Here is a 21,284-nt window from a genome sequence, read left to right on the forward strand (position 1 = left end):
ACCAGAAAAAGATGTCGCAACTATTTAATGCTTCGCAGACCTGATTGCATCGCCAGCTTACGCAAAAACGGATTATACATAGCCGGCGACTTTAAATTCTTAAGCAGTAAATTTAGTTTAATTTCCTTTACCTTCTGCATATATCTATCCAAGAACCCATCTAAGCCATCCTCAAGACTTTGGGCTAGGTATAAAGAGCTTTTTAAGGCGTAGCTGATTCCTTCGGCAGAGCTAGGGCTAATTGCTCCGGCAGCTTCTCCAACCAGAGCTATCCCATCCCTTCCTACGTACAATTGGGATACCTCCCTAGGCCTATAGATGAATGCACCCTCTGTCTTTAGTTGGCGACCAAAATTAAAGCCATAGTCTTGTAATCTAATCTTTAATCTTTCATACTTTTCTCTGGTATTCGCCCGGGGTCTTAGGGCCGCTCCTAAAATGAGATTATCATCCTTGGGTATTATCCAAGCATAAAAATCACTAATCTCTTCATCAAAAATCGCAGTGAAATAGGATAAATCACCTGGTGATTTAAACCATTGCTGAATCGAAATGTACTCCTCAGGACTATCTATGCCTTTACCAATAGACTTTCTTAACCGCGAAAGGGCTCCATCGGCACCTACAATTACCTTGGTCTTTACAGATTTTTCTTCGCCCTTATGAACATATCTGACTTCATATCCTCCGGGTATTTTCGCATAGTTTTTAAAGAGGGAGTTAAACTTCTTATCAACACCTGCCGGAAGTAGAGAAACTAACCAATGATCAAATTTTTCCCGATCCATATTGTAATAGAATCGCTGATACAGTCTTTCCAGGTTATTAGTTAAATCAATGGTCCTTACCGCAAAAAGCTGTGGATCAACAAGGATATCCTTCGGTATCCCTAAGCCCAGCTGGGCAATCATTTTCTGCGCATCAGGAGCCAAAAGTCCGCCGCAACATTTACTGGTGAAGTTTTGGGGATTCTCATTTGCCAGATCCCGTTTATCTAGCAATAAAACCTTATACTTATTTCCAATTAATCGCCCAAGGTTAGCCCCTGCTGGGCCCGCACCTACAATAACAATATCATACATAATCTACCTCGTAAGTAATTGTTCTTAGTCCTAAGCTCTGTTAGGCAAAAAAAGAGTCGTTCCCTGTTTCATAAACCCACCCCTCTATATTCATGATTATCATAGCTGATTATTTATCGATATTCAATAAATATTTATTACCATTTAATATGCCCTTCCTTTTCAATAAGGGGGTGGTACGCTTACGGTATTAGTCCCGACCAAAAAGAAATAACCGCCCCTGCTCAAAGGTGACGGTAATTTCTTAATAACTAACAAATTGGGATGTCATCATTATTTACTCTTAGTAGACAGCAATTTATCCAAATAGATGGATTTAAACTGTTTACTGGCCAGCATCTGCTTTAAAGGGGGTAATTTAAGAATAACTCCCAGGACTGCGGCCATGGCACGATGATTGGCAAAGGCCTGGTTATCAAAGATTAGATTCTGGAGGGTTCCTTTCTCGATGGCTTGCAGCACAAAGCGATGGGTACTATTCACTGGCGTAATGATTTGGACCTCTCGTCGCACTAGTTCAATAGCATGCTTGGGACAATTGCGCACACAAACACCACAACCAAGACATATTTCTTGATCCACCAGGGCTACCTTCTTACCCTCGGTGTTGTTGGACATGGAAATGGCCAAGACCGGACATACCTTTGCACATTTACCACAGCCTATGCATTCTTCCAAAATTTTCGGTATGTAATTTGTTGTAGCCACGGGTTGCATGGGGCTGAATTTTCTCGCTGCTTGCAAGGCTTCACAACAACAACCGCAGCAATTGCATATAAATGCTGGATCTTCACGCACATTTTCGCCCATTTGCACCAGATTAGCTGCATAAGAGCGTTCCAAGACATCCAGCGCTTCTTGCTTATCAATCAATCTGGCATGCTGCCCATGCTCGGCAAGGGAACGGGCCACATTTCCCAGCGTGAGGCACACATCCCAAGGAGCATCGATAGCGCAGGGTTGGTCTTTATGGGACATCTTATGCCGGCAATAACACAGTCCCAGGCCGATATGGGTGGCCTCTTCGATAATATGGCTTGCTCTTTCATAATCCAGTATATGAATGGTGTTCTTACTGGTTAAAACCGGCTCCTGCACATAAACTCGTCCCAGGCGTGTCTCTGTTGCGAAAAATAAATCCTTAACAAAATCTTCTTCCACATTCATGTACTGATAATACAATTCACTTAGATATTTCTGATCGATGTCCCCTCTGGTACGCATTAAGGCAAATTCGATAAACCCGGCCATGGGTGGGGGCATGACAAATTGACGCACCCCGTTATGCAGTGAGTCCAACAGCAGCGCCTTCTGACAAAGCTGCTCTAAAAAAGCTTCGGCTTGCCTTTCACTGATATTCCATATTTCGGCGGCCTTTTGGGCCGTAAAGGGACGAACCGGCAGGAGCGCGACCCGTTGGGCTTCCGTCTCCGTATAGAGAACTTGCAAAATATTATACAGGCTCGCCGATGGTGGAGCCCCTTGGGTAAACCAATTGATTCTTTCCTCCAGATTTTTATAGGCATCTTTACTTGTGATATGTCCCATGAATTCACCTTCCAGTACAAGTTACAATTGTCAAAGCTATTTGAGTACAGTTTCAGCATTTTCTACATCTCATATTATACTTCATCGCCAAAATTAATTCCTTCAAACAAAAACCTTTCCTACTAAAATGTTTCGGAAAGGTTTTTGGTATTTTAATTAGTGCATCCAGGTTGCCTTTCAGTATTTTGATCTTGGCGAATATAATATGCCTTTGCACCCTTACAAGGATAACTGACCTTAGCATCCCGTATTTGTTCTTTTATCTCTTCCGGTTTTTTACATATACAGGATTATCACAAGCCAAAAGAACCTGTTTATTGTTTACATAGATCATTATTCGATCTACTTTCCGACTAAAGCCTTCAGGTAGGCTAGGGTTTCATCCGTAATAGCTGATTGACCGCCGAAGACACGTAAGTATTGGAGTAGGCCTTTTTGTTCGGAGAGAAGCTGTTGTTGTTCCTTTGTCAGGCCGTTTTGAACTTGTTCCGAAGTTCCTTTGGCTCCCGTTAAGATAAGCCAGCTATTATCCCAGGCTGCAACTGCTGCAACTGCTAAAGCATCGGCATAATCCAGCCCTGTTACGGCGTAAACATTAACAGGCTTTTCCTGCAGACCTTTTAGGATTGCGGCATTGGTAGCAAAGCGATCTGCGCCACTATAGCGCTCAGGGTTGGGAATACTCTTCTCCAAACCCGCCGGTAAGACATCTACTCCTCCAATTAAAATTGTTTTGGTAATTCCCAGCTCCTTGAAGCTTCGGGCTGTGGCTTTGGGAAGAGAACTATTTGTACTGTCACCATAGAGAATGGGAATACCATTATACCCTGCCCAAGGGGAGATAGACAAGGCATCGGCATAAGTTGCTTCTGCTCTGTTGCCATTTACTAAAATGGCGGTGGGTTTTTCCTTGTTTACTCCAACTGAGTTTAATTTTTTAGCGATTTCATAAGCTGTTTCATAACGGTTGATTCCAGATATTCTTTCTACCTCTAAACCTTTTTCTTTGAGCACTTCAGCAATTTCTGTAGAGATAGCCCCAGTGCCTCCGATTAGAACTACCTTCTGGGCCTTAAGAGCCTTAATCTGTTCTAAAACTTCTCCCGGTAATTTAGCGGAAGGAGTTAAAAGGAGAGGAGCATTATAGTGTTTTGCTAAAGGAACTGCCGGTAAAGCATCAACAGAGGAATCTCCCCGGGCTAGAATTACTGTGGAAGCTCCTTCTTTAAAATATTCCTTAGCAATATTGACGGCCGTGAGATAACGGTTCTGTCCCCAGATTCGATCCTTAGCTTCTATGCCTAATAAGGTTGTGCTGAGAAGATAATCCGAGCAGCGATCCTGGGTGATGATAAGCTTGCCGCTTTCGTCTACTTGAGCAGCTTGTCGGAATTCCAGCGCCTTGGTGTTTGGATTGTAATAGTAATAATAAAGAGTCTGCCCGGTATATTCTTTCCCTACATTGATCTCAATAGAGGCGGTGCCGGGAAGGGGTCCGCTGTGCTTAAAGCTTAGGGCCATTACTCCGCTGCCGTCAGCAAGAGCTAACATAGCTTGGGCCTGTTGATTTTGCCCTTGAGCTACACTGCCGGATTGCCCTGTTAGAGTTGTAATTTCCAGACCGAAATCATAGGTGCTTTGACCGGGAACTTCACTCATGGAACCTTTAGGGAAGGTGATGGTAAAGCCTTGGCCTTGAATTTGGACCGGTTGATTTTGATTGGAACTGATTATGCTTGCGGTTTGTTCCAGGGTAAGCTTTGTTCCCCCTTGGGTGAGATCGACTTTGGTTCCATTATCGGTAGTGGTGATGCTTTGGTCACTAATGGTTTGGCCTGGTTCAGGGGTTGGTACAGAGGGAGTGCCTCCGCCTCCTCCGCCACTTCCGCCGCCCTGATAGGTCCAGTGAGCATAAATGGTGCTGTTAGTGTTAAACACAGTGCTCGTCGTTACCTTCGTGCCGCTACTTGCCGCTGTGAACCAACCTTCAAAACGGTAGCTGCCAGAGCGTGTCGGAATAGGAAGAACAGATAACTTACCCTCTGCGCTGGTGGTCAGGGTACCGGGGTAGAGAGCATTGCCGCCGTTTGTATCAAAGGAAATCGTATGAATTTGCGCACCCTCCGGCTGTATCCGCACATATTTGCTGGCGGTGAAGGTTGCCGAGACAGGGCTTGGTACTTCCACAGCCGTGGATGAGTTCTCCCCGGCGTATACCCGGTGCGCATAGGCACTGCCGAAGGAAGGCTCCTTACTGAAAGCGAAGTGACCGGATGTGCCTGGGTCTGAGCGGTGATAACGCCGCCATTAATTACGATGCTGCCGCCTTGCAAGCCCTTAGAATTATATGAAGTTAAGTTCAGATTGCCTTTTTCGATGGTGAGTACGCCATTTGTTTTCAAGCAGCAGGCTAGACCCTCATTTCCATATTCCGCTACGATAAGGATGCCGCCAATATCTATTGTGAGATTCTCAACTCCAAAAATGCCTGTGATAGAGTCATATATGGTCAGGCTACCTTCGCCTGTGAGAGAAAGGGATTTGCTGCTGGCGATACCCATTTGCAGACTGTATTCAGCACTATTCGCCGGGTTGTTTGGCGCCGTGCCTATCTGGTTTTGGCCCACAAGCTTGACAGTCAGGTCATCTTCCGCATATATGGCTTCAATAACAAATGAGGAGGGAGTGATGACCGCGTTATTAAGGGTCAGTATCTTGGTGGCTGGGTCGTAACTTACACCGCCGCTAATGCCCTGACCAGTGATGCTGTCCTTGTTGGCATCAGTAACGGGCGTATCAAGCACATTAAGATAGGTGTTGGTTGTGGTGCTACCCGTTATGGTGCAAGCGATTTCCACCTTGCCCTGCACGGAATCTATCGTATAGGTGTTGCCCGTGCCACTGATTGCACTTCCGTTATGCGTACCGCTCCATGCGTAGGTGTAGCTGGCAGCACCCGCGCCGCTGGCGGTGAACGTTAGCGTATCGCCTTTTAAGAAAGCAAGCTGAGAGTAATCATATCCATTTACGTTGATTTTTCCGCCTGTAGCCGTACCCTTTGGGATGATTCCAGAGTTTACCGAAATCCAGTCCAGTGTCGCGCTGGCGGGGGCGCTGCTGACTGAGATGGTTACGCCGGTATCAGCGTCATCAAAATACACCTTCCACGTGCCGCTTTGAACGCTCGCTGTCCTTGTCGCGCCCATTCCGGTCATGGCAGCAATGGTAGATTCGTTGCCAGCGAGCTTAAGCGTAAAGTCACCCACAAAGAGACCAGACGGCGCACCGTCAAGCTGTATATTCAGCGTGGCGGTGTAGGTGGGAGTACCGCCCGGTGGATTCACCGTTACGGTCGCCGGATCTGTTGACACATTCATACAGCCTTCAGCGTTTAGTACACAGTAATAATGATAAGTTCCTGCCTCCAAATCGGTTGGGATGGAAAAACTGGAACCCGGTTCACCGTCAATCGGAATGAAAGTGTCACCATTATACCACTGATAGCTAATCGGGTTGCCATTGGTGGTCGTCGCGGCCACTGTCAAGCTACCTGTAATCGCCCCCTGTGTGACGGTGACGTTTTGCGGCTCTGTTGTAATTTCGATTGCGCTTTTCTCAAACTTGTTGCTGGTGCTATTATAGATATATATTCCTTTTGTCAGGCCGTTAGCGGAGGCTACTGCATCGGGGCCTCCTACTGTAACCTCCCCAGCTGCGGTAAAGTCCGTGTTTCTGTCTTTCAGCCTGCCGCCTAGACCCTCGACCCTTGCACCTAGTTCAAGGCCAATTGTGCCGCCCGCATCCGCGGTCAGTGTGCCGGAGGTGTATTTTAATAGGCTATCGCTATCGCATCTAAGACTGCTATGACCACCTGAAGTCGCACCGAGGTTTAATGTGCCGCCATTCATGTGGACGGTACCGTCGTTTAAAATGCCCGATTCTCTAAAATTAGTGAGATTAACCGTGCCGCCGCTATTGATTGTGAGGGTATTATTGTCGTTCAGAATAATATGCTCATTTTTATTAGAATTCAGATTGATCGTGGCATCGGTGCCCACGTTGATGCTTATGCCTTCTAAGCCGCGGCCATCTTTTCCATTCGTCAGGTTTATGGTGACGTTCTCAAGGTTCAGCGTACCATAAAAGGGTTCTTCACTGCTGGAAGGTGTGCTTTTGATTCCGGGGTGATCAGCGCCATTTGGAATATTAACCCTACCGCCGCCGTTAATAGTCAGCGTGTAATCTTTTGTGATCATGCATTGATTATCCGTACTGAGGATTTTGCCATTCGTGTTCAGTGTGTGGTTAGCTCCCAGTGTGATGCCTCCGCCTAGGCTAATGTCGTTGCCAAGCGTGATGTTGGGATTAGGCGTAGTGCTGCTCAGGGCATTCTGTAGTTCTATAAAAGTGGTGATGTCACCGTCCGCCTCGGCAAAGACTGCTGTCGGCAGCATCGTCATTGCCATGCACACTGCCAAAAACAAGGCCAGTGTTTTGCTTGCTCGTTTTGTTCTCATCTGCTCATTCCTCCTTATTTCAGATCGATTTGTGTCGACAGCCATCCAAGTATTTCCTGAAGCGCAATCCGGGGACCGTCCCGCCAGAAGATATTCTGACCGTCGGTGCTCGGGCGGGGCAGAGCGTTCAGTTCCCGCAGGCTGTCATAGCTATGGTCTGCTTTTGGCAGACGCTGGGTGTCGAAGAGAATCAGATGACCATTACTTAGTTCAATGTCCAGCGTCTGTCCGTCGACGATGTCCACCCGGGTTATTTGCAGCATGATAGTCACCTCATTTCATCCGCGCCTCTTGTCATACCCCGGCATAATCCAAGGCTATCAGAAAATTCTTTCTCTATGCGAAGGGTTAAGAAATCTTAACCGTTTAATAAAAACCTTTTTTCGTTTCTTAGTCTTGTAAAATATGGTAAAATGATACAATAGAATGGAGGAGATAGGATGAAAAAAATTAAGCTCCTTATTATAGAAGATGAAACTGATGTGCTGGAAATCAACCGGGAATATTTTGTGGGCAAGGGCTATGAAGCCGTCTGTGCAGACACCCTTGCCAAGGCACGGTTTCTGCTGGAGGAACACGCCCCGGATTTGATTTTGCTGGATGTGATGATGCCGGACGGCTCCGGCTTTGACTTCTGCGCCGAGCTTCGGCAAAAAACAAACGCCCCCATCATCTTCCTGACTTGCAGGGACGAAAATGAGAGCGTGGTAAAGGGTCTTTTACAGGGCGGGGACGATTATGTCACCAAGCCCTATGATTTAAATATACTCAGCGCGCGAGTGGCGGCACAGCTACGCAGGGCCGGCATCATGACCGCTGGAAAGATTGAGCTTGCTCCGCTGGTTGTTGATTTCTTATCCGGGGAAGCATCCCTAGCTGGGGAACGCATTCCTCTGACGCAAAAAGAACTACAGCTTCTTGGGTGCTTTGCCTTGTTTGCAGGTCGGCGGCTCAGCTGTGAAGAAATCTATCGCCGTGCTTGGGGTGAGGCCTCCGCCGGTGCTTCCGGAAGCATCAAAACCCATGTGGCCAACCTGCGCAAGAAGCTAAAATTGGATGATGGTGGCTGGTTTGAGCTGGTAAGCTCCGGCAGAAACGAATACGTCTTCAGCAAGGTACGATATTAGACTTTATATAAGGCATGCTTAAAAATCCTCTTTATAGACAGTCAGGGTGAAATACACCGAGGTGCCGTGCCCTTCCTCGCTTTCGATCCATATCTCACCGCCATGCTGCTCCACTATATGCTTGCAAATATATAGCCCAAGTCCGGTGCCGGTATCCTGACCAACCCCAGATTTTTCTTTTTTACTGTAGCGCTCAAAGCTATGGAGCAGGCGCTGCGCCTCCATTCCCACGCCGGTATCCGCCACACAGACCAGAATGTGAGCATTTTCCTTTTTTGCAGATATAGCGATCACGCCTTCTGTTGTGAAGCGTACTGCATTGGAAATCAAGTTGACGATGACCTGGGAAATGCGCGCAGGGTCGGCATGGACGGCGGGCAGACCGCTTTCGATGCGGATGTCCAACCGGTTCTGGTTTTTATTGAGGATGGGGTAATGGGTTTCCACGGCAGTATGGATGATTTCATCTACATAGCAACGCACCGGCTCCATAACCATACGCCCTTCCTCCATGCGGGTAACATCCAGAATTTGACCTACCATTAGGGAAAGTCGTTCCGCCTCAGAGGAGATCAGCGTCATCCTGCGGGATACCTCACCGCCATCCAACGTATCCGGCTTCCCCGCAAGCTGCTTTGTAGTCTGCGCATAGCCGGACATCACCGTTAGTGGCGTTTTTAGTTCATGGGAGACATTGCCCAAAAACTCGGTTTTCAGCCGGTTTAGGCTTTCCAAAGCTATTTTCTCCGCTTCCAGCTTTTGCTCCGCTTCTTTGGCTTCTCCTAACACCCGGTTATTCATTTGGAAGAGAGACACCGTTTGCGCCAGTACGAACACCAGCATAGCGGCTTCAGCGACAGGCGTATTCGGCCCATCACCAAAAATATCGCTGTACATTAAAATATCAGACACTACGGCAAGGTAAAAAACTGCTATGCCATACATAGCAGCGCCCTGCTCCTTGCTGGGATTACGCATATTCCAGAACAGAACCGCAATCCCCGGAACAATACACGCCACAAGCAAGAGCTGATAATATTTTAATATTGAGGTATAAAAAATCGAATCCCCAAGGAGTATACAGACACCGTAGACACAAGAACCGAGAAGAGCCGTATAGAGAATAATCCGAAAAAACCTCCCGACAGCATACTGCCCTAGGTATAGTGAAAGGAAAACGGTCACCAGCACCACACTCAAATATTCCAGCATAAAGGATAGGTTTCCGGGGATGGCGAAATAAACCCAAGCCTGTGTTTGGAGGCATTCCCTTAATGCCATAACGATACAGGCCAGGGCGAAATACAAAGTTGCTCTTGTGCGGGAGAGGATCAGATAAATACCTAGCAGCAATACTGCTGCGCATAAAAACGCGCCCATCACGGCGACTCCCTTTATTTTCTCAAATAAATAGGGATCAACTGTCGTTGCGCTTTTGCCTATAGTCAGCTCTGCAAGGGATGCTCCACGCTTGTCATGATAAAATTGCGCGCTGTAGAGGAGTATGTCCATTTCACCATTTACCGCAGCTCCGTGAAAGGTAATGTTGTTTTCCCAAACCACTGTATCTTGCTTGGTGGTACCGTTTTGTCCGCTCTGGGCGGCGAGTTCACCGTTTACATAGACCCGCATGGCATGGCGACCGGATAAGGTAAAGTTCATTGCATACACGCCGTTGCTTGCCGGAACTTTTAAAATAAACCGCTGGGAGAGGTAGTCCGCTCGGATTTCTTCAAAGCGGTTTGTGCTTTCCGGTACAGCGGAATCCGCATCCCTTGGCGAAAGATAGGTATTAGGGTAGTAGCCGCTGCCGGGGCTAAGCCTGACAACAGCTTTTTCAAAATCTGGGATACCGTTCAAGTCATACACACCATTTTGCTCGGTGAGGGTGATGATTTTTTGCTTCTCTCCTGTTCGCCAGTCCAGACTGGCAAGTGCCGTCAGTACTGCCGAAGTGAGAAGCGCCGCCAGCAAAATAAAGAGAAGTTTATGCTTAGAAATGAACCCTTTGATAGGCGATGCCTCCCTTCTGATCGATTGCTACCTGCCGATACCTACCGCCCCTCTAAGTCTCGTTCTCCCTATCTATAGACTTATCATACACCTTGATACCATGACGCGCGTTCCCGTGTAGCCCTTCTTTCGTTCTTGCTGCTGATGCGCGTAAAGTTGGGCTTATGCTTAAAGAATGTAAATTTTCTAATATTATGTCATATTTTGGGCGTAATTGCTAGTGAAAAAAAAGACGTGAAGGCATCATCCTTTCACGCCAAGGCACATTGTTACTGCCTCCTTACTCGATGGGCAGCTGTATTTCTGTCAGCCATTCATTGACATCATCCTTGTTCCACACCCCATCAATGTAGCATTCACGAGCCAATCCATTTACCTTGTAACCATTCTCATTTGCATACTTCATAATATAGGCGTAGGCCTCTCCCAGCAAGTCATAAGCTCCTTTATGATAAATGCAGATAGCTTTTGTTGTCGGCAGTGTACGAAACTTAACTCTTTCATTTTCTACTCCAGCCTTAGTAACTGCTTGCGAATACCTGGTTAGAATATTGGTTTCTTTATGCTCTCCGTCAAGATATTCACAAAATCCGTAATCTGGTTTTGTACATTCAAGGTTAGGATTCAGCCTACGGCATTCTGTTGCCGAACCTAAAACAAGCATAGACATCTCGGAATAATCTTTAAGTACGCGCTCCTCGCTGTAAACTACACACTCGGGAATTTCTTTAACAACTGCTTGATACTTCATTTCTTTTTCCTCCGATAAATACTTTATTATGGAGAGTTGATGGGAAATGTCGTATAGTCTTTGCTTTAGTTCTGCTTCCTTAGCCACCAATATTTCTTTTATTTGTTGTCCCTCTAGATAGGCCTTAACCTCATCCACCGAAAAATCCAGTTGCCTGAGCGCTTTTATTGTTGCTGCCGTTTCCAACTGGGTGGTTTCATAATAACGGTACCCTGTCCACTCATCAACCTCCGTCGGTACAAGTAGTCCTTCTTTTTCATAAAAGCGTAAAGCCTTGACTGTCAACATACAAAGCTTTGAAAATTCACCAATTTTTAGCATTTCCTCACCTCCACATATTTATCGTAGTCTATCCCCTAAGAGGAGAGTCAAGTGTCGACCAATTAATTATTATTTCTTAAGCGTGCTCAAATGGCTTTGCTCCTACCGACATTAACCATACCATGAAAAACGAGGGCAGAAAATAGTTTTACATAGCTCAAACTGAAGAAAGCTTTCATATCATAGTATTAACAGTGCCCAGTAAAAGATAAGGCAGGGGCGAGGCCGTCGACAAATGCTGCATTTCTTCGCCCGCTCCCCACCTTCATCATTTAAACTGACACTGCTGCTTATCCTTGCGGCGGATCATAAAGGTCATCGGTTGTTGTGTCGATGACCTTTATATCCCTTACGCCAGTAAGGGTACCGTGGGCCGTAAGAAATATCTCGCTGGCAATCAGTGAGTTCATGACGCTCATGGCTTCAGCTAATTGGATATCCTCACGCGGCTGGGGTACGATTATCGTGAACGTTTTCCCTAGACTGGTTGTGAAGGATAGCCTTGCTGCTCTGTTCGTGGTCACAGCCAAATGAAGCACCTCCTTTCGCTCGAGTTTATACTGGTCTTACTACTCGTTGATCAATTCCTCGGTTTTGCGAGTGTAGACGTCCAGGAGGGTGTACTCCGAAAGATCAAAGATGGCGTGAGCCATCTCGTAGGCAGCTTGTTCAGAAACATTGTAAACAATATTAGTCAGGGCTCGTTGCTTGGTGATCGGAGCGCCGGTGGGGCTGAGGCCGGTCTGATAAACCAAGACCAAAGCTGCACTGGACGGTGTCGCAATAACTGGCATAAAATCATCCCCTTTCGCCCAAAGTGACAGACTCAGCTGTCCTACAATCATACTATGGCTTTGTCCAGCGAAGGGTTCCGCAATTAACGCCTAATTTTTGGGGGCTTTTTGGCTGGAGGCCACTCCTTAATCGTCTCAGCTATGGAATCAAGCAGCTTCTGAGCCCCTTTTCTTTTTTCCTCTTTCAGCTCCCCATCAAGATAAGTCAGATTGGTAAGGGCCGTAGTCAAATCGAAGAAGGCAGTGCTGATGGTTTTACAGCAGGTGTCACAGCGTTCCACATACTTAGCGGCAGCGTTAGGGTCGATTTCCGTGGGGAGATTGTGAGTCGGTAAGTTCATATTATTATCCAAGAGGGTATTGACGAGTGAGGGATGGGCAGCAGCAGCAGGCGCTCCTTCTCGGGCCTCTTCTTGGACTTTTTCCGGATGTCCGGGAGGCTCTAGCGGGGCTTTGGCCTGTTCCTTTTTGACTTCAGAGAGAGCGCTGTCGATTATTTCCAGGCCTTTTTTAAGGACTTCATTTTCCTGAAGGGCTTGCACACTCTCCCGCTTAGCCAAGTCCCTGTCCTTCAGGGCCTGCTGCAGCTCCTCTTTCGTCATCCCGGCCACATCGTTCTGAGCAATGAATTCCTCCCGATCTCCTTCCGGTAAAGCTAAGAGGAGGACAGCTTGGGTATAAGTCAAATTTGGCACTGGTGCAAAATTTGACATACCCGACCCGTCCAGGAGGCTTGACCCATACTCTTCATAGATCTTTATCAGTCTGCAGGCAGTACTCTGAGAATAGCTTACGGACTCTTCCAGCCACTTACCCCATTCCCCATGCTTAACCAAGCCCTTCGCTTCCTTCAGACGGCGGCCAATTTCAATGGCGCTGGCCAGCAGGATTTTTCTGGTTTGGTGGGTAACCATATTGATTTCAGCCGCGATAACCATGGTTGTCCGTTCCGTCACTAAATCATTCACAACATTCCCCCCGGCTTTCCCTAATTCGTCTCATGACAGAATATGCCGACGGAGAATGGAGTGTGAGGTTATCGGATCTGCGCCTGATAACGCGGAGTTTCTAAACATCGTCAAAGAACTAAAACAGCTTCCTGAATAAATGCCACAATAGCAGGCCGAGCCGTAATTAACGACTTAACCTGCTATTTTCTATGCTCATTCTGTTCGCTTTTTCTCTGGCTTCGGAATAGGTGTAATTGTATCTACGATGTCCTCCTACTTTATGTTCACTTCAGTTTTTTCATCATTAGTAGCGCATGACTCTATCTACTTACGAATCAATGAGGAGAGCTCTTGTTCGATCTTCTTATCCAATACCCCTTCGCCACCGAAAATAACCCCACCCACCATTTGCCTAGTTTTCAAATAGTTGATGATCTCATTGCCAATAGTATCACCGACTAAAAGGATAGGGGCATTGTAGTTTGCGGCGAACACACCACCTGCCAATGCATCAGGGAAGTTCTTACCTGTAGCAAGACATACACTTTGACCGGATAGGCTGAAGTGTTTAGCAACAGCCAAGGATGTGGCATAACGATTTTCTCCTCCCAGTCGGATAATATTGCTCGAGGTCAATCCCGTTATCTCTGCCACTTGATCGGCAACTTGTGCACTGATCACCCCTTCACCGCCAACGATATACACTTTAATAGGATTTATTTCGGTTATCTTTTGTCTGACTGCATCACTTATTTTGTCTTTTCCCACTAAGAGAATCGGGCTATCTCCGGCTGCTGCGCTACTGCTGATGCTTAAGGCATCGGCATAGCTCCCTTCATTCACCAAAATAATGGGTCTTCCTGTGGGAACTTGTAATTGTTCAGCGATCTTTAAAGCGGTCTCACTGCGGTCCTTACCACTGATGCGTGTAATCTTCATAAATCCGGCAGCAGCGATTTGATCTTCAACTTTTTGATCAACTGCACCTGTTCCACCAAGGATATAAACCGTGCCTGATGTGTCAAGGTTTGCTATAAGATAATTCATTATCTTTTTCTGTCCGTTCTGACTACTGTCGACCAACAGGATTGGTGCATTCAGCTTGTAAGCCAAAACGCTACCTGCTAAAGCATCCGGATAGTTCTTCGCTGTGGTTAGAACGACATTTTGGACTTTGGTGGTATTATTGGCTTTCGCTATAGCAAGCGCGGTATCCACTCGATTATCTCCTGCGAGTCTTTGCAGCCCAGTTAATGGCTTATTCATTTTAAAATCCCATTTAACGATTTCCTGTTCTACGGAAATGGTCATGCTTTTATAATCTTCATAGCCTTCTTTAGTTGCGACAAGATAATAATCGGCATTGGGAAAGACCATGAAAGCATAAAAACCTGCTTGGTCGCTGAACTGTGGATTTTTGTTATTACTTGGTTTAAAATCTTCGAGAATAGGCAAATCTACACGGGCATTGGCCGTGTTGCCATTCTGTTTGTTTCTGTCTGTGTCGGCATAGTATAAGGTGACATAAGCGCCGATAATCTTCTCACCCGTGGTCGCATCAATGATGGTGCCGTAGGGATCGATCAATGTACTGGTAAGACTTGTAACTTGTCCATTACTGCCAACCTTTACTTCGATGGTACCTATGGATATTCTTTGATTATTTCCCAGATCAAAATATACAGCAAACTGAGATTGCGTATTACTGGCTAGGTTGCTGATTTCGATGGTGCCATCTGTTTTCATCGTGATTATAGCATCCTTGTTGACCAACGAAGTGAATCCAAGCTTGCTTACATCGCTAAAGGAGTTTTGCGTTCCGTCATGCTGTTTGAAAATGATGGCCTCCTGAGATTTTACCTGTACAACTGTTGTTCCATCTTCCGCTGTACTTAACTGGGCATTAATCCCCTTGACCGCAGCTCCTGTTTTACTGTCAATCACTTCCCCTGTGACAATGTTTGGAGCAGTAAATACCGGAGTCGGTGAATCTTCTCCGTCAGATCCCCCTGAATCACCAAGGTACCTCCACTGAGCATAAATGTTAGTATTGGCGTTAAATTCGGTGTCGGTGGTTACCGCCGTGCCGTCGCTGGCTGCTGTAAACCAACCACTAAAGGAATAGCCGCTGCGGGTGGGAACTGGCAGACCGGTAAGCTTGCCATCCACGCCTGTTGTCAAAGCAGACGGAGTAAGGGCGTTGCCGCCGTTGGTGTCGAGGGTGATGGCATACCTCCACTGAGCGTGTAGTGTCACACTGCTACTACCTATGACAAAGGTGTTACCGCTGCTGTAGGAAGTGCCAATCCCATTAGCTCCCGTATTCCAGCCTGCAAAAGTGTAACCTGCCTTCACCAAATTACCCGTATTGTCCAATACCGTAACACTATCCCCATTATTATAACCTGTGGCATCTGTCGGTACTGCTCCTCCTGTATTGCCGTTGCCATTATAAACAACCCCTAAACTGTTATTTAGGATTGGCATGTTGGTGATATTATCAAGCTCTGCAGCTGTACCTAAAGCGGTTAAATTATTAGTCCCTGTTTTTGCATAATTCACTTTTATGTTCGTGTCGGTATATGCTATATTAGCGCTTAAATTTAGCTGAATACTCGACCCTGTAGTAGCCACAGCTGTTACCACTGGGTTTGACGCTATACCACTGACCGTAAATGCCGTTGGGTCGGCCTCTCCTGCAGACAACCGGGTATTTAACAATAATTCGATACTTGTCTTACTGGTTGTTCCTGCTGTACCGATAATTTTTCCACAACCAGAGCCCAGAGTTGTAAAATAAATACATCCTGTTTGATCAATATAAGTTCCCCAAGGAAAATTGATATTTGTTGGAGTCTGAAAAGATCCAACCTTATTTCCACTAGTATCATATTTTTCTATTATTTTTGTTCCTATAGAAACATAAAGATATCCGTCTTGCCCCAATGTCACCCATGTTGGTGTATTTAAACCTATTATAAAGTCAGTTACTGCACCCGTTGGATCAATTTTTCTGATTTTACAGCCTGAACGATCCGAAACATACAGATTATCATCGGCATCTACGGTCATTCCAATAATTGAATTTGTACCAAGATTTATTGCAAAGTCCTCAATGTTAGAGCCATCTAGGTCCATTTTTAATATTTTTCCTGAAGTATAATTTACGGCATATAATTTGTTATGACTGTCTATAACCAGAGAAGTGAATAAGTTCATTCCCGATATTATGGGGGTTTTTGTCCCGCCTGGATCAATTCTATTGATTTTCCCACCACCATGCTCTGCTATATATAAGTTGCCGGTGTTATCAAAGACCATTCCAATCGGTTGGTTTAAGCCTGTTACAACAGTTGTCTGGTTTTGCCCATTCTTATCTACCTTAACAACCTTATTGCCGCCATACTCAGCAATATAGAGCTTGTCATCAGGACCTTCGACGACATTGACTGCCGTGTTAAGCCCACTCGATACAACATCCGTTGCATAAGAGATTGATGCCGCGCTTACCGAAACCGTGGGAACCATGAACATTATGGCAAATAACAAGATAACCACTGCCAATTTTCTAACAAATTGATTTTGTTTCATACTCTAGTCCGCCCTTTCTTAGTTCACTGTTGATACTTCTCTCAAATCGCATGATAGCTCCATGTATTCCTTGAGTGCTCCACTAGGTTGATTCAATTCATCCCCCTCCTTAGCGCAGGTCAGTGCTATCAAACCATAAGGTTAAAAAGCGCTAGTACTAATTACTCCGTCCTTATCCCATGACGGCATCAACTCGCTACATGCTTATGATGATGATCAATGTAAACCAGCTTACCATTAATATAGCATAAGAAATTCTTCCCAAAGGTCCACGGCTTGAATTGCATCTTTTTTGTCCTGAAATGTAAGAGTCAAGAAGCAATACCCTTGGATATGAAAATTATGCCGCATCAATCTGATATCCCCTCGGTAACAGGGTATATTTCGGAAGTAGTTGCCGGTGTTGCATAGTAAATATTCCGAATCATTAAGAACTATTCGGGGAATATTGTTCTTTATTTCACAAATATAGTCACCCTGTATCAAGTCCGTATTTGGCAGCCGGTACCAATTGCTTTTAGCGATCGGTCAAGTTTTGGCCAGAAGTCCGATACCTTGATATAGGCTTTAAAAGATGTCGCATTAAGGTGTACCCACCTAATTGTTACTGATAATCTTGATTTTCCACTATAATTTCTCCACTCAATGATTTAGCAAAATGTTATTCTTTCTCTGAGTAGATATGCCAAACGTGGTTAAGGGGTCCGCTTCCTTTCCCAAGATCAAGCATAGCCCTCAAGGCACCTGAAATATATTCCTTCGCTAATTGAATGGAAGTTTCCAAATCTATGCCCTTGGCAAGATTGGAAGCAATGGCACTGGATAAAGTACAGCCGGTTCCATGAGTGTTCGTATTGTCAATTTTCTCCCCTCTGAACCATCTATACTCATGATTTCTATACAATAAATCATTGGCGTCGTTTATGCTGTGACCACCCTTGCATAGAACAGCACATCCATATTCCTTGCTGATTATTTCTGCCGCTTTGATCATGTCCTCTTCATTGACAATAGATATTCCAGATAGGACAGATGCCTCTGGAATATTAGGTGTCAATAAAATTGCCTGAGGAAGCAAAAGATTTTTCAAGGTTGCTATCGCATCATCCTGAAGAAGCTTTGAACCACTGGTGGAAATCATGACAGGATCGACAACAATGTTTTGCGCATGATAAAATTTAAGCTTCTCTGCTATGATTTCAATCAGTCCGACCGATGAAACCATACCAATCTTCACTGCATCCGGATAGATATCTGTAAAAATACTGTCCAACTGTTGGCCTAAAAATTCTGGAGTAACCTCCATGATCCCTGTAACGCCGGTCGTATTCTGTGCAGTAAGAGCAGTAACCGCACTCATGGCATATACACCATTTGCGGTCATTGTCTTAATATCTGCCTGGATGCCGGCGCCTCCGCTGGAATCGCTTCCAGCGATTGTTAATGCTGTTTTCACTATTTTCTCCATTCCGCTGTTTCCAGCTTCGCATTAATTTTGATAGAGCGACAGAAGGTGGTGCCCCCAATCTGCCGCATAAAACATCTTTTAGGAAGATGCTTTGACCAAGAAAACATTGAAATCATTTAGCTTTTCTAGGTAAATGTCGCTGGTTCTTTTAATTTTTTCTATGTTTGCATGGTTGGAAGCATCAAATACTCCCACTGTCCTAAAGCCGGTATCTTTTGCCGACTTAAGGGCGAACAGTGCATCTTCGAAAACCCATGTATCCATCGGAAGGGTTCCCATATGCTTCGCTGCAGCAAGGTAGATATCCGGCTTTTCTTTGCCGGAGCCTATTTCAGTACATGTAAATATCCCGTCAAAACGATTGATCACATTCAGCCTTTCCAGGGCTCTTGCAAAAACCTGCCTGTCACAAGATGTTGCTACGGCCATTTTGATGCCAGCCTGCTGCATATCTTTTAGGAACTGCTCCACACCTTCTTTTAATTGGACCTGATAAAAATAGAAATCTTCAATAGTATGGTTGATTCCCGTTATGATTGCCTCTACATCCATGTCCAGACAGTATCTTTCCTTTAAAAACTCCGCCCCTTCAGTCATGCTCATGGAGTACATGACTTTTGCAAGATCGGGTTCCGCCTCTATCCCCAGATTATGCAAAAACACTTCCCCAGCCTTATCCCAGATGGGCATAGAGTCCAGAAGGGTTCCGTCTAAGTCGAAAATTGCTCCCTTAATCATTGTTCACCTATTTTTCGGTTAATTCTTATGCTCAACTAAGGCATAGAGTTTCCAAGTTTTAACAAGATCAGCAGCCGCCAAATGTGGATCATCATCCTCAGACACAGCGGTAACGACAAAGAAACCATGGACTCCGGTTTGGGCAAGCTGAGGGATATCCACAAGCTTAACTCCGCCACCAACTACCACAGGAATCGGACTGAGTTTGGCAAGCTTTGCAATATCTGCAAAACTTCGAGTGACCACTTTTCCATCCTGATCGAGCCCACAATCTGGCTTCGTCATGGTTTCATGCAGCGGTCCGGCACCGAAATAGTCAATCCGAGAAACATCTGCAGTCTCAATATAGTCGAATAGTTCATCGGTTCTAGCTGATAAGCCAACAATTGAATCCTCGCCCAAGTATTCCCGGCAAACTTCCACTGGGATATCGGATTGTCCGACGTGGATACCATCAACTTTTACACCTTGTTTTCTTGCAGCTAAGATAACATCAAGGCGGTCGTCCACCAGCAGCGCTACTTCATCTGACTTGCCGGCTTGAGCGATGACCTCCGCGGCCTGACGAGTTAACTCAATCAATTCTCGAGCCGAGGCTATCTTTGAACGGATTTGCACACAGGTAAATCCGGCCTCAACAGCAGCTTGAATGATTGGCGCAGCGGGTCGTCCTTTTGTATTTTCAGGGCCCACCACTAAGTAAGCCGATATATCGAGTTTTTCTCTAATACTCATTTTTGTCCTCCTAGAATCACTTCTATTTTATCAACTTTGGTGCGCACAAATTACGCCTCTTCAATCTCCAGCGGATTGTTTGCGATATCCGCTGCGGAAGCTTTATACAGTTCATCGAGGAACTGTATCTGAAAACTTCCAGGGCCATCCACCTTATGTTCAGCCCGTTTTCCTGCTAAATTGTAAACCGCAGTAGCAGTAAGCGCTGCGATAAACGGTGAGGTGGCTGCTGCATAAACCGCAACGACTCCACCTAAGGAACAGCCTGACCCTGTAATTTTCTCCATGAAGTCGGACCCTCCTTGAGAGTAGGCTATGAGGTCACCGTCAGTTACACAATCCGTTTTACCCGATACGGCAACAGCCCCGCCCGTCCACTTGGCTAACGAGACAGCCGCAGCCTTGGCGGCACTGACTGAATCCGTAGAGTCAACACCACGGACATTGGATACACCTGTACCGCCGTCCAAACCCCACAATCCAGCCAAAGCTATAATTTCCGAAGCATTTCCTCTGATCACAGAGGGTTTATACTCTTTAAACTGCAGTAACAGCTGAGTTCTGAGTGAACCTATACCGATGGCCACCGGATCTAGCACCCAAGGTTTCCCCGTATCATGCAAAACCTTGGCTAAGTGAGGTAAAGTCTCCGCATAGATCGGAAAAAGAGTACCCACGTTTATGTAGGTTGCTCCACCAGCTTTGGCTAGAAATTCGCCCTCATCAGGCAGATAAACCATAGCTGCCGATCCCCCAACAGCAAGCTGGGCATTAGCCACAAAATTGATCGTTACAGTGTTGGTGATTGATCCTGCCATAGGATTTGTTCGTCTTACCGTTTCAACTGCCTCAATAATTTGGTGTTTAATGTCCTCTTTATTTATCATGTGCATTTTCCTTTCAGGATTTTCTTGCTTTCTGTACTATGAAACTAAAAAAGTGCTCTCCCTTGTAAGGAAAGCACTTAATAATTGATCATAATGAATAGCTTCCCTACGACAGTATTAACTGACAGGTTCAAAGGGTCAGGTTTTACCTTCTCAACTCGTAAGAGTCCCCCTGCAAAAATATTTTGTTCTTTACATCGTATCGCTTGCTTCCTAACGTGTCAAGCTTTGATTTTGCCAAAAAGCAAGGCGTTATAATACTTCTTTTCTAAGAAATAGTGGTCCTTTAGTCTTCCCTCTAATTCGTACCCATTCTTTTCAAGTATGCGGGCAGAACCAATATTTGCATCCACTACACTGGCACAAAGTTTATGAAGATTAAGGGCTTCAAAGGCAAAAGCACTGATTAATGCAACGCTCTCTGTGCCATATCCCTTACCCCAATATTTTTTGTGCAATACATAGCCAATCTCCGCATGGTTCGCTATTCGATCAATATTAAAAATCATCGCGGTTCCAATAATGATTTGATTTGATTTCAGGGCAATGGACGCATAAAAATGAGTCCCGGCCGACTCACGTTTTAACATCGTTGCGATGTGCTCACGAGTTTCATCCAAGGTATTCATTAAAGGCCAGCCAATAAACTTGGAAACCTCCTGATCTGATGTGTAAGCATGAATTTCTTGAGCATCTTCAATCTTTAATGATTTAAAGTAGATATCTTTACCTTCCAGGCAATGAAATGCACATGCGCCCATC

Annotated in this window: 17 protein-coding genes and 1 riboswitch; of the genes, 1 reads left to right on the forward strand and 16 read right to left on the reverse strand. The window is 45.5% G+C overall.

The window, feature by feature from the left end; translation table 11 throughout:
• Positions 1-20 precede the first annotated feature (20 nt).
• The 5 genes from AAC978_RS05040 to AAC978_RS05060 all read right to left on the reverse strand — a co-directional run bounded on the left by AAC978_RS05040 (position 21) and on the right by AAC978_RS05060 (position 7,410).
• Complete coding sequence (locus AAC978_RS05040; protein WP_341546919.1) at positions 21-1,082, reverse strand: FAD-binding protein; 1,062 nt, start codon at positions 1,080-1,082, stop codon at positions 21-23.
• Between the two features lie 273 nt (positions 1,083-1,355).
• Positions 1,356-2,630 (reverse strand): 4Fe-4S dicluster domain-containing protein, encoded by a 1,275-nt coding sequence (locus AAC978_RS05045; protein ID WP_341546920.1) that lies wholly within the window; start codon positions 2,628-2,630, stop codon positions 1,356-1,358.
• Between the two features lie 342 nt (positions 2,631-2,972).
• Positions 2,973-4,769: a cell wall-binding repeat-containing protein gene (locus tag AAC978_RS05050; protein ID WP_341546947.1), complete on the reverse strand. Its 1,797-nt coding sequence runs from the start codon at positions 4,767-4,769 to the stop codon at positions 2,973-2,975.
• Positions 4,685-7,147: a hypothetical protein gene (locus AAC978_RS05055; protein WP_341546921.1), complete on the reverse strand. Its 2,463-nt coding sequence runs from the start codon at positions 7,145-7,147 to the stop codon at positions 4,685-4,687. The genes AAC978_RS05050 and AAC978_RS05055 overlap by 85 nt, the downstream gene beginning before the upstream one ends.
• Before the next feature lie 14 nt (positions 7,148-7,161).
• Positions 7,162-7,410, reverse strand: a complete 249-nt coding sequence (locus tag AAC978_RS05060) for a hypothetical protein (RefSeq protein ID WP_341546922.1) — start codon at positions 7,408-7,410, stop codon at positions 7,162-7,164.
• A 177-nt stretch (positions 7,411-7,587) separates the two neighbouring features.
• Here AAC978_RS05060 and AAC978_RS05065 point away from each other — a divergent pair, with 177 nt between their 5' ends.
• Positions 7,588-8,274, forward strand: a complete 687-nt coding sequence (locus tag AAC978_RS05065; protein WP_341546923.1) for a response regulator transcription factor — start codon at positions 7,588-7,590, stop codon at positions 8,272-8,274.
• Between the two features lie 18 nt (positions 8,275-8,292).
• Here the strand turns inward: AAC978_RS05065 and AAC978_RS05070 are convergent, their stop codons facing one another.
• The 11 genes from AAC978_RS05070 to AAC978_RS05120 form a co-directional block, all read right to left on the reverse strand.
• Positions 8,293-10,248 (reverse strand): sensor histidine kinase, encoded by a 1,956-nt coding sequence (locus AAC978_RS05070; RefSeq protein WP_341546924.1) that lies wholly within the window; start codon positions 10,246-10,248, stop codon positions 8,293-8,295.
• A gap of 319 nt (positions 10,249-10,567) precedes the next feature.
• Positions 10,568-11,359, reverse strand: coding sequence for a MerR family transcriptional regulator (locus AAC978_RS05075; protein ID WP_341546925.1), 792 nt, complete (start codon positions 11,357-11,359; stop codon positions 10,568-10,570).
• A 290-nt stretch (positions 11,360-11,649) separates the two neighbouring features.
• A complete protein-coding gene (locus tag AAC978_RS05080; RefSeq protein WP_341546926.1) occupies positions 11,650-11,889 on the reverse strand; it encodes a DUF2922 domain-containing protein in 240 nt (79 codons plus the stop codon).
• A gap of 39 nt (positions 11,890-11,928) precedes the next feature.
• On the reverse strand, positions 11,929-12,153 hold the full coding sequence (locus tag AAC978_RS05085) for a DUF1659 domain-containing protein (protein ID WP_341546927.1): 225 nt from the start codon (positions 12,151-12,153) through the stop codon (positions 11,929-11,931).
• Between the two features lie 83 nt (positions 12,154-12,236).
• Complete coding sequence (locus tag AAC978_RS05090) at positions 12,237-13,121, reverse strand: DUF3102 domain-containing protein (RefSeq protein ID WP_341546928.1); 885 nt, start codon at positions 13,119-13,121, stop codon at positions 12,237-12,239.
• 306 nt (positions 13,122-13,427) lie between these two features.
• Positions 13,428-16,694 carry a cell wall-binding repeat-containing protein gene (locus tag AAC978_RS05095; protein WP_341546929.1) on the reverse strand — a complete coding sequence of 1,089 codons (3,267 nt, stop codon included), beginning with the start codon at positions 16,692-16,694 and terminating at the stop codon, positions 13,428-13,430.
• 661 nt (positions 16,695-17,355) lie between these two features.
• Positions 17,356-18,150 carry a bifunctional hydroxymethylpyrimidine kinase/phosphomethylpyrimidine kinase gene (thiD, locus tag AAC978_RS05100; RefSeq protein ID WP_341546930.1) on the reverse strand — a complete coding sequence of 265 codons (795 nt, stop codon included), beginning with the start codon at positions 18,148-18,150 and terminating at the stop codon, positions 17,356-17,358.
• A gap of 90 nt (positions 18,151-18,240) precedes the next feature.
• Positions 18,241-18,900: an HAD family hydrolase gene (locus AAC978_RS05105; protein ID WP_341546931.1), complete on the reverse strand. Its 660-nt coding sequence runs from the start codon at positions 18,898-18,900 to the stop codon at positions 18,241-18,243.
• Positions 18,901-18,918: 18 nt separating this feature from the next.
• Positions 18,919-19,635 (reverse strand): thiamine phosphate synthase, encoded by a 717-nt coding sequence (locus AAC978_RS05110; protein ID WP_341546932.1) that lies wholly within the window; start codon positions 19,633-19,635, stop codon positions 18,919-18,921.
• A 50-nt stretch (positions 19,636-19,685) separates the two neighbouring features.
• Complete coding sequence (thiM, locus tag AAC978_RS05115) at positions 19,686-20,522, reverse strand: hydroxyethylthiazole kinase (RefSeq protein WP_341546933.1); 837 nt, start codon at positions 20,520-20,522, stop codon at positions 19,686-19,688.
• 85 nt (positions 20,523-20,607) lie between these two features.
• Positions 20,608-20,706: riboswitch (TPP riboswitch) on the reverse strand.
• Between the two features lie 37 nt (positions 20,707-20,743).
• Positions 20,744-21,283 (reverse strand): GNAT family N-acetyltransferase, encoded by a 540-nt coding sequence (locus AAC978_RS05120; RefSeq protein WP_341546934.1) that lies wholly within the window; start codon positions 21,281-21,283, stop codon positions 20,744-20,746.
• Position 21,284 lies beyond the last annotated feature (1 nt).

It is taken from the genome of Desulfitobacterium sp. THU1 (assembly GCF_038181555.1).
Classification (GTDB): Bacteria; Bacillota; Desulfitobacteriia; order Desulfitobacteriales; family Desulfitobacteriaceae; genus Desulfitobacterium.

Excerpts from the sequence above, each read along its gene's own strand:
- AAC978_RS05040 (WP_341546919.1), bottom strand. The coding sequence starts at position 1,082 with ATGTATGATATTGTTATTGTAGGTGCGGGCCCAGCAGGGGCTAACCTT.
- AAC978_RS05045 (WP_341546920.1), bottom strand. The coding sequence starts at position 2,630 with ATGGGACATATCACAAGTAAAGATGCCTATAAAAATCTGGAGGAAAGA.
- AAC978_RS05055 (WP_341546921.1), bottom strand. The coding sequence starts at position 7,147 with ATGAGAACAAAACGAGCAAGCAAAACACTGGCCTTGTTTTTGGCAGTG.
- AAC978_RS05060 (WP_341546922.1), bottom strand. The coding sequence starts at position 7,410 with ATGCTGCAAATAACCCGGGTGGACATCGTCGACGGACAGACGCTGGAC.
- AAC978_RS05065 (WP_341546923.1), top strand. The coding sequence starts at position 7,588 with ATGAAAAAAATTAAGCTCCTTATTATAGAAGATGAAACTGATGTGCTG.
- AAC978_RS05075 (WP_341546925.1), bottom strand. The coding sequence starts at position 11,359 with ATGCTAAAAATTGGTGAATTTTCAAAGCTTTGTATGTTGACAGTCAAG.
- AAC978_RS05085 (WP_341546927.1), bottom strand. The coding sequence starts at position 12,153 with ATGCCAGTTATTGCGACACCGTCCAGTGCAGCTTTGGTCTTGGTTTAT.
- AAC978_RS05095 (WP_341546929.1), bottom strand. The coding sequence starts at position 16,694 with ATGAAACAAAATCAATTTGTTAGAAAATTGGCAGTGGTTATCTTGTTA.
- AAC978_RS05105 (WP_341546931.1), bottom strand. The coding sequence starts at position 18,900 with ATGATTAAGGGAGCAATTTTCGACTTAGACGGAACCCTTCTGGACTCT.
- AAC978_RS05110 (WP_341546932.1), bottom strand. The coding sequence starts at position 19,635 with ATGAGTATTAGAGAAAAACTCGATATATCGGCTTACTTAGTGGTGGGC.
- thiM (WP_341546933.1), bottom strand. The coding sequence starts at position 20,522 with ATGATAAATAAAGAGGACATTAAACACCAAATTATTGAGGCAGTTGAA.
- AAC978_RS05120 (WP_341546934.1), bottom strand. The coding sequence starts at position 21,283 with ATGGGCGCATGTGCATTTCATTGCCTGGAAGGTAAAGATATCTACTTT.